The following is a 7,321-nucleotide window of genomic DNA, read 5'->3' as shown; positions in this document are numbered from 1 at the left end:
GTTCAGCGCCGCGCCCTTGCGCAGGTTGTCGTTGCTGATGAAGAGCGCGAGGCCGCGGTCGCCGGGGACGCCCTCGTCCTGACGGATGCGCCCGACGTAGCTCGGGTCCTGACCGGCGGCCTCGAGCGGCGTCGGCACGTCGGTCAGCACGACTCCGGGCGCGTCGGCCAGGAGATCCTTCGCCCGGGCCGCCGTCAGCGGGGACGAGAACTCGGCGTTGATGGAGAGCGAGTGGCCGGTGAAGACGGGGACCCGCACGCAGGTACCGCTGACGAGGAGATCGGGGCGCTCGAGGATCTTCCGGCTCTCGTTCCGGAGCTTCTTCTCCTCGTCGGTCTCGTCGAGGCCGTCGTCGACGATGCTGCCCGCGAGCGGGATGACGTCGAAGGCGATCGGGCGGACGTAGACGGCCGGGTCCGGCATCGTGACGGCGGCTCCGTCGTGGACGAGCGCGGCGGTGTCCTGCTCGAGAGCGGCCCGGGCCTGGCCCAGGAGCTCGTCGGCGCCCTTGAGCCCGCTGCCGGAGACCGCCTGGTAGGTGCTGACGATCAGGCGCTCGAGACCGGCCTCGGCGTCGAGGACCTTGAGCACCGGCATGGCCGCCATCGTGGTGCAGTTCGGGTTCGCGACGATGCCCTTGACGGCCTGGTCGATGGCGTGCGGGTTGACCTCGCTGACGACGAGGGGCACCTCGGGGTCCATGCGCCAGGCGCTCGAGTTGTCGATGACGAGCACGCCGGCCGCGGCGAAGCGGGGCGCGTGCGCGCGGCTGCCGGTCGCACCCGCCGAGAACAGCGCGATGTCGAGACCGCGGGGGTCGGCCGTCTCGACGTCCTCGACGACGACGTCGACGCCGCGGAACGGCAGGGTGCTGCCGGCCGACCGGGCGGTGGCGAAGAAGCGGATCTCGGCGATCGGGAAGTCGCGCTCGTCGAGCAGCTTCCGCATGACCTTGCCGACCTGACCGGTCGCGCCGACCACGCCGACGCGCAGACCTTCAGCCATCGTTGTCTCCTGGGGTGTCTCGGTGGTGCCGTGGGTGTCGGGTTCGGGAGGCGCGGTGCGGTGCCGCACGCGCCTCCTCGGGGATCGGGGTGGTCGCCTCAGCGACCGGTGCCGCCGTGCACGACGGCGTCGACGTCGCTGTCGAGCCCGAAGGCCGTGTGGACGACGCGCAGCGCGTCGTTGAGCGTGTCGGCTCGGGTGACGACCGAGATGCGGATCTCGCTCGTCGAGATCATCTCGATGTTGATTCCGGCCTCGAACAGGGCCGTGAACAGTCGGGCCGAGACTCCGGCGTTCGTGCGCATGCCGGCGCCGACGAGGGCGAGCTTGCCGATCTGGTCGTCGTACTGCAGCGACTCGAAGCCGCTCTCGGCACGGTCGGCCTCGAGCGCCTGGAGGACGACGGCGCCCTCCGACTTCGGCAGCGTGAACGAGATGTCGGTGCGGCTGGTGGACGCGGCCGAGATGTTCTGCACGATCATGTCGATGTTCGCGCCGGTCTTGGCGACCGTGCGGAAGATCTGCGCGGCCTTGCCGGGCACGTCGGGCACGCCGACGACGGTGATCTTGCCCTCGCTGAGGTCGCCTGCGACACCGCTGATGATGGGCTCTTCCACGTTCTCTCCCTCTTTCGGGTTGACGACCAGTGTGCCTTCGTTGTTGTTGAACGACGACCGCACGTGCAGGGTGACGCCGTGCCGCCTGGCGTACTCGACGGCACGGATGTACAGGACCTTCGATCCCGCGGCGGCGAGCTCGAGCATCTCCTCGCTCGTGACCCGGTCGAGTTTGCGGGCCTTGGGCACGACGCGCGGGTCGGCGGTGAAGATGCCGTCGACGTCGGTGTAGATCTCGCACACGTCGGCGTCGAGGGCGGCGGCCAGCGCGACGGCGGTCGTGTCGGATCCACCGCGGCCGAGCGTGGTGATGTCGCCCGTGGTGCGGTTGAAGCCCTGGAAGCCCGCGACGATGGCGACGTATCCGGAGTCGAGCGCGTCGCGGATGCGCTTCGGCGTGACGTCGACGATGCGGGCCTTGCCGTGCTGCGCGTCGGTGATCATGCCGGCCTGGCTGCCGGTGTAGGACCGCGCCTCGACGCCGAGGCTGCGGATGGCCATGGCCAGCAGCGCCATGCTGATGCGCTCGCCCGCGGTCAGCAGCATGTCGAGCTCGCGGCCGCCGGGGATGGGGGCGACCTCGCTGGCGAGGTCGAGGAGCTCGTCGGTGGTGTCGCCCATCGCGCTGACCGCGACGACGACGTCGTTGCCCGCCTTGCGGGTCTCGACGATGCGTTTCGCGACGCGCTTGATGCTCTCGGCGTCGGCGACGGACGACCCGCCGAATTTCTGCACGATCAAGCTCACGGTGACTCCATGGGGTACTGGGCGCGCCAGAGGACGGCTCACGCCTGCGTCCGGCGATTCTATTGCGTGTCGCGGGCAGGTTACGCACACCGGGAGGCGCGGCGACGGCACCGGGTCGGAGTCGCGGCGGCGAGACGGCACGTCGGGCGCCGAGGCCCCCGCTCCCCTACGGTGGACCGATGCCCGACACCAGCGACCAGGCCCGCGGCGCCGCCAGCCGTCTGCAGAACAGCCGCGTGCTGACCACCTTCGCCCGCACCGGATTCGCGATGAACGGGGTGCTCCACATCGTGATCGGCGTGATCGCCCTGGGCGTCGCCTTCGGCGGGGGCGGCGAGGCCGACCAGGGAGGCGCGCTGGGGCAGTTCTCGTCGCGTCCCGGCGGGGTGTTCCTCCTGTGGCTCATCGTCGTGGGACTGTGGGCCCTCGGGCTGTTCCAGGTCCTCGAGGCGGCTCTCGTGCGGGGGTCCGACAAGGACGCCTGGGCGGAACGCGCGAAGGAGGGCGGCAAGGGCGTCGCGTACCTGGCGGTCGGGTTCACGGCGTTCACGTTCGCCCGCGGCTCGTCGTCGGACAGCTCGGGCCAGACCCAGACGCTCAGCGCACGGCTGCTGGCCGTACCGGGCGGGGTCGTGCTGCTCGTCGTCGTGGCCCTCGCGATCGTCGCGATCGGCGCCTACTTCGTCGTCAAGGGCGTCAAGCAGAAATTCCGCGAGGATCTCTCGCTGCCGAGCGGCACGGCGGGTCGGGGCACGGTCGCCTTGGGCGTGACGGGTTACGTGGCCAAGGGCGTGGCGTTGGCCGTCGTGGGCGTGCTGTTCGCGGTCGCGGCCGTGACCGCCGACCCGAGCGAGGCGACCGGGCTCGACGGGGCGCTGAAGGCCCTGGCCGCACTGCCGTTCGGCGTGGTGGTCTTGAGCGCCGTCGCCCTGGGCCTGATGGCCTACGGGCTGTACTGCTTCGTGCGGGCGCGTCGCGCCCGACTCTGACCCGCGCGGGGCCGTGCCGGGACGTTACTCGGAGACGAGTCGGCGTCCTTCGAAGGCGCGACCGAGGGTGACCTCGTCGGCGTACTCGAGGTCGCCGCCCACGGGGAGTCCGGAGGCCAGGCGGGTGACTCGGAGACCGAAGGGCGCGAGCATGCGCGACAGGTAGGTCGCGGTCGCCTCGCCCTCCAGGTTGGGGTCGGTGGCGATGATGACCTCTTGGACGGTGTCGTCGGCGAGTCGCTGCACGAGCTGACGGATGCGGAGATCGTCGGGACCGATGCCGTCGATGGGGCTGATCGCACCGCCGAGCACGTGATAGAGGCCCCGGAACTCGCGGGTGCGTTCGATGGCCTGCACGTCCTTGGCCTCTTCGACGACGCAGATCGTCGCGGGCGACCGTCGGGGGTCGCGGCAGATGTTGCAGGTCTCCTGCTCGCTGACGTTGCCGCAGATCTCGCAGAAGCGCACCTTGGTCTTGACGTCGACGAGCAGCTCGGCGAGGCGCGACGTGTCGAACGACTCGTTCTGCACGATGTGGAACGCGATGCGCTGGGCGGACTTCGGACCGATGCCCGGCAGCCGACCGAACTCGTCGATCAGTTCTTGGACGATGCCCTCGTACACGGCTACTCGCTTCTCTGAGGCGTGACGCTGGGAGCGATCGTCTCTTCTTCGATGAACTGGGCGCCGAGGATCTCGCGGACGACGGCCTCGCCGTAGCGGGAGTTGGCCGGGATGCCGCGACGCGGGTCGCCGGCGGCCGCACGACGTTCGGGGACCGAACGGCCGGACGTCGGCGTGCTCTCGGGCGCGGGCTGCGCCGCGGTGGGGGCCGCGCGCGTCTCGCCCGCCGTGGTCGCGCCTCCGCTCGGTCGGGTCGGGTCGGCGGACGGAGCGGGCGAGGCGTCGATGGTCGGCGCACCGCCGTCGGGCTCCTCGGTGATGTACTCGGGTTCGTCCGGCTCGGGCGGGGGCGTCTGCGGGATGGCGGCGACGTCCCAGCCGGTCACCGGGCCGGTCGTGGCTGCCGACGCGGTCGGCGCGGGTGCCGTGGACGCACGCCCGGTCGCCGGTCGACCGGGCTGACGGCGGGGTTCGGCCGCGGGGGCGGTCGGCGGGACGGCCGGAGCCGGGTCACGGGGCGACGACGCGGCCTCGGGCGAGGGTGCCGTGGAGGGCTCGGGCGCGGCGGCGGCGAGTCTGCCCGCCTGATCTGCGGGTGCGGACACCGGAGCGGATGCCGCCGGGGCCGGGGCGGCTGCACCGGTGGGGCGCCCGGGGGCGCCTTCGACGCGGGCGATGTACTTGACGGTGACGCCGAGCACGCTCTGGATCGCGCGACGGAGGTGCTCGCTGACCCCTTCGCCGGCGCCCTGGGGCTTCTTGAAGTCGTCGACGTCGCTGGCGCTCGGGAACGTGAGGGTGAGGACGTCGTCGGCGTAGGCCTGCACGGTCGCCGTCACGACGACCATCCATGCGGTGCGCTTGGCTTTCTCGACGACGTCGACGATCTCGGGCCAGCTGTCGCGCATCTGCTGGAGGGTGACCGGGCCGACGGATGTCGCCCGGTCGGCCGCGTGGGCCGGCACGGCGTCGGTCACGGGCGGCGTCTGCGCCCACGCGGCCGAGTGCGCGGCGGCCGGAGCCGCGGGTTCGGGCGTCGACGAGGTGCCCCAGGCCGCTGCGGCGGTCGCCGCGACCGAGCCGGGGGCGGTCTCGGCGGTGGCGGGCTGATCGGGCGTCGTCGACGTGGCGGACGGCGCCGGGGCGGTGACGGGCGTCTCGGTCTCGCGAGGAGCCGTCGGCTTCGACGTCGCGACGGCGGGCCGCGACGCCTCGGCGGACGGCGCCGACGAGGTCGTCCCCTCGACTCCGACGCGGCGCTCGAGGCGCTCGACGCGGGCCAGGGCGCCGCGCTCGCTCTCGTCGGACTCGGGGACGAGCACGCGGGCGATCATGAGCTCGAGGTGCAGGCGGGGCGACGTCGCCCCGGTCATGTCGGTGAGGGCGCGGTTGACCACGTCGGCCGAGCGCGACAGCTCCGCCGCCCCGAAGGCGTGGGACTGGTGCAGCAGCCGGTCGAGCTCGTCGGCGGTGACGCCGCGCAGGACGGCGGAGGCGCCTTCGGTGGTGGCGCCGACGACGATGAGGTCGCGGAGCCGCTCGAGGAGGTCTTCGACGAACCGTCGCGGGTCCTGACCGGTCTGGACGACGCGGTCGACGGCGGCGAACGCCGCCGCGCCGTCTCTCGCTCCGAGGGCCTCGACGACGTCGTCGAGCAGGGAGGCGTGCGTGTAGCCGAGGAGGGCGACGGCGCGCTCGTACTCGATGCCGCCGTCTTCGCTGCCGGCCATGAGCTGGTCGAGCAGCGAGAGGGTGTCGCGGACCGAGCCGCCGCCGGCGCGGACGACGAGCGGCAGGACGCCCGGGGCGGCCTCGACCTTCTCGGTCGCGCTGAGCTGCTGGACGTAGTCGAGCATCTGAGCAGGAGGCACGAGCCGGAACGGGTAGTGATGCGTGCGCGAGCGGATGGTGCCGATGACCTTGTCGGGCTCGGTCGTGGCGAAGATGAACTTGACGTGCTCCGGCGGCTCCTCCACGACCTTGAGCAGGGCGTTGAAGCCCTGCGGTGTCACCATGTGGGCCTCGTCGAGGATGAAGATCTTGAAGCGGTCGCGAGCCGGGGCGAAGATCGCTCGGTCGCGGATGTCTCGCGCGTCGTCGACGCCGTTGTGGCTGGCCGCGTCGATCTCGATGACGTCGAGCGAGCCGCCGCCGTCTCGGGCCAGCTCGACGCACGAGGGGCACACGCCGCACGGGGTGTCGGTGGGGCCCTGAGCGCAGTTGAGGCAGCGGGCGAGGATGCGCGCGGAGGTCGTCTTGCCGCAGCCGCGGGGCCCGCTGAAGAGATAGGCGTGATTGACGCGGTTGGTGCGGAGCGCCGTGCGCAGAGGATCGGTCACCTGCGTCTGACCGATGAGCTCGGCGAAGTTCTCTGGCCGGTAACGGCGATACAAAGCGGTGACCACGGGACAAGAGTAGTCGGGGCCGCCGACACTGGCGACCGGCGAGAGGGCCCCGTCCGCGGCTGCGGACGAGGCCCTCTCTCAGTGGACGACGACGTCGGGGGTGGTTGGTCCCCGACGTCGCCGACCCCGGCGTCACTGCATCCGCGTCCCGATCCTGCTGCGGCGACGGGACGCCAGCAGCATCCCGAGGCCGAGCACGAGGATGCCCGTGCCGGTGGCCGCCCAGGGCAGGGCGTCCAGTCCCGTGTAGGCGAGGGTCCGACCGCCCGAGCTGGGGCTGCCGCCCGCTCCGACGACCGTGCCCGCGCCTCCTTCGGTGCCCGTTCCACCTTCGGTGCCGGTTCCACCTTCGGTGCCGGTTCCACCGTCTCCGTCGGCCGCCGGGGCGACGACGACGAACTGCGTGGAGTCGTTCTGCGGCAGCACCGTCGACGACTCGCTGCCGGTCAGGACGACCCGGTGGATGCCGAGCTCGAAGTCGGCCGGGACGGCGAACTCGAACGTCACCTCGCCGTTCTCGTCGGCGACCTGCTCGCCCAGGGCGATGGGCGCCGAACGGACGACGCCGCTCACCGTCTCACCCGGGATGAAGTTCAGGCCGTAGACGATCTGCACGACTCCGGAACCACGCACGATGCGATCGATCTGCACCGTGGACTCGGTGCGCTCCTGGTTGCCGGGGAACGAGTCGGGCGTGGTGCCGGTGCCGTCGGTCGCCGTGCCGGCGGTGTCGGTGCCGGTCGTGCCGGCGGTGTCGGAGCCGGTCGTGCCGGCGGTGTCGGTGCCGGTCGTGTCCGTCGCCGTACCGGTCACGTCGGTGCCGACCGTAGCCGTACCCGTCGTGTCCGTCGCCGTGCCGACGGTGTCCGTCGCCGTACCGGTCACGTCGGTGCCGACCGTAGCCGTACCCGTCGTGTCCGTCGCCGTACCGGTC

The 7,321-nt window shown here is 72.0% G+C and carries 5 protein-coding genes and 1 pseudogene; 1 reads left to right on the top strand and 5 read right to left on the bottom strand.

Features of this window, described 5'->3' with window-relative positions:
• The coding region (locus FFA01_RS15575; RefSeq protein WP_146857100.1) for an aspartate-semialdehyde dehydrogenase at positions 1-1,005 on the bottom strand (1,005 nt) is incomplete at its 3' end.
• Positions 1,006-1,103: 98 nt separating this feature from the next.
• Positions 1,104-2,369, bottom strand: a complete 1,266-nt coding sequence (locus FFA01_RS15570; RefSeq protein ID WP_146857099.1) for an aspartate kinase — start codon at positions 2,367-2,369, stop codon at positions 1,104-1,106.
• A gap of 179 nt (positions 2,370-2,548) precedes the next feature.
• Between FFA01_RS15570 and FFA01_RS15565 the strand changes: the two genes are divergently transcribed.
• Positions 2,549-3,358: a DUF1206 domain-containing protein gene (locus tag FFA01_RS15565; protein ID WP_146857098.1), complete on the top strand. Its 810-nt coding sequence runs from the start codon at positions 2,549-2,551 to the stop codon at positions 3,356-3,358.
• Between the two features lie 24 nt (positions 3,359-3,382).
• On the opposite strand, the gene recR is transcribed toward FFA01_RS15565, so the two are convergent.
• The 3 genes and pseudogenes from recR to FFA01_RS15550 all read right to left on the bottom strand — a co-directional run.
• The gene (recR, locus tag FFA01_RS15560; protein WP_043595550.1) at positions 3,383-3,982 is read right to left on the bottom strand and encodes a recombination mediator RecR; all 600 of its coding nucleotides are present in this window, start codon (positions 3,980-3,982) and stop codon (positions 3,383-3,385) included.
• 2 nt (positions 3,983-3,984) lie between these two features.
• Positions 3,985-6,387: a DNA polymerase III subunit gamma and tau gene (locus FFA01_RS15555; protein WP_146857097.1), complete on the bottom strand. Its 2,403-nt coding sequence runs from the start codon at positions 6,385-6,387 to the stop codon at positions 3,985-3,987.
• Between the two features lie 132 nt (positions 6,388-6,519).
• Positions 6,520-7,321: pseudogene (locus FFA01_RS15550) on the bottom strand (hypothetical protein); the annotation flags it as partial.

The organism is Frigoribacterium faeni (assembly GCF_007988805.1).
In the GTDB taxonomy this organism is placed as follows: Bacteria; Actinomycetota; Actinomycetes; order Actinomycetales; family Microbacteriaceae; genus Frigoribacterium; species Frigoribacterium faeni.
This window is presented reverse-complemented; position numbering and strand designations above follow the sequence as displayed.